At 74.3% G+C, this 1,678-nt stretch carries 1 protein-coding gene; it reads left to right on the top strand.

Annotated elements, in window-relative coordinates; genetic code table 11:
• The first annotated feature begins 167 nt into the window (after window positions 1-167).
• Window positions 168-1,646, top strand: coding sequence for a TrkH family potassium uptake protein (locus tag HMPREF3099_RS06420; RefSeq protein ID WP_202816713.1), 1,479 nt, complete (start codon window positions 168-170; stop codon window positions 1,644-1,646).
• Window positions 1,647-1,678 lie beyond the last annotated feature (32 nt).

Raw genomic sequence — 1,678 nt, forward strand, 5'->3', positions numbered from 1 at the left:
CTCGCCGCCTTCGGCGACACCCCGGCCCAGCTGCAGGCCGTGGCCGAGGCGCTGGTCGGGCGGGTCACCCCCGCCGGCACTCTGCCGGTGGATGTGGGCGACCGCGTGACCGGGACCACCTGCGACACGGGCGGGTCCGGCGACGGGCAGGACTAGGCTGCCGGGTCGTGAGCCTCCGCCTGCGCCGCGCACCCGGCGCCTCGATCTGGGGTGTCCTGGTGAGCAACCCCGCTCGCCTCGTCCTGGCGGGCTTCGCCGCCGCCGCCGTGGCCGGCACCCTGCTGCTCATGCTGCCCGCGGCCACGCGGGAGCCGGGGTCCGCCCCGCTGCTCGTGGCCGCCTTCACCACCGTGTCCGCGGTCTGCGTGACCGGGCTGGTCACGGTCGACACCGCCACCTACTGGACCCCCTTCGGGCAGGCGGTCATCATCGGCCTCATCCAGGTGGGCGGCCTCGGTGTGATGACCCTGGCCACCCTGCTCACGCTCGTGGTGCGCGGCAAGATGCGGATGCGGGCCCGCCTGGGGGCGCAGACCGAGACGCACGCCCTGGACCCCGGTGACGTGCGCGGCGTGGTGCGCCGGGTCATCGGCATCTCCCTGCTCATCGAGGCGCTGGTGGCCGTGGCCCTCACGGTGCGCTTCCGCATCGCCTACGACGACTCGCTGCCCACCGCCGCGTGGCACGGGGTCTTCCACGCCGTCTCGGCGTTCAACAACGCCGGCTTCGCCCTGTGGTCCACCAACCTCGTGCCGGTGGTCACCGACCCCTGGCTGGTGCTGCCGATCACCGTGGCCGTGGTGCTCGGCGGCCTCGGCTTCCCCGTCATCGCCGAGGTGGTGCGCCACCTGGCCCGCACCCGTCCCGGCGCGCGCCGCGGCCCGGCCGGCGGGTACGGACCGCTGGAGTCCGAGGCCGACGGGTCGGTGCCGGGCACCTGGGCGCAGCGCACCTCCCGGGCGCCGGGCCATTGGTCCATCCACACCCGGCTCACCCTGGCCGGCACGGTGGGGCTGCTGCTCGTGGGCACTGTGGCGTTCACCGTCTTCGAGTGGCGCAACACCGGCACCCTCGCGGGCATGGAGCCCTCCCAGAAGCTGCTGGCCGCGTGGGCCAACGGGGGCGTCTTCCCGCGCACCGCCGGGTTCAACTCGGTGGACTACGGGCAGGTGCGTCCCGAGACCGAGGCCATCACCACGCTGCTCATGTTCATCGGTGGCGGGTCGGCGGGCACCGCCGGTGGTCTCAAGGTGACCACCTTCCTGCTGCTCTGGTTCGTCATGGTGGCCGAGGTGCGGGGTGACGAGGAGGTCGTCATCGCCCACCGCCGCGTGCCCCAGGCCGTGGTGCGCCAGGCGCTCTCGGTGGCCCTGCTGGCCGTGGGGCTGGTCACGGCGGCGACCATCGCCATCCTGATGCTCACCCGCTTCAGCTTCGACCAGGTGCTCTTCGAGGTGGTCTCCGCCTTCGCCACCGTGGGGCTCACGCTCGGCATCACCCCCTCGATGCCGCCGCCGGCCCAGCTCATCCTCATGGCCCTGATGTTCCTCGGCCGCGTGGGCCCCATCACCGCGGCCTCCGCGCTCGCGCTGCGGCGGCGCCGGCCCGTGGTGCGCCACCCCGAGGAACGCCCCATCGTGGGCTGACCGCCCGGTCGTCCCCGCCCGCACCCACCCCG

The organism is Kytococcus sp. HMSC28H12 (assembly GCF_001816045.1).
GTDB classification, from domain to species: Bacteria; Actinomycetota; Actinomycetes; order Actinomycetales; family Dermatophilaceae; genus Kytococcus; species Kytococcus schroeteri.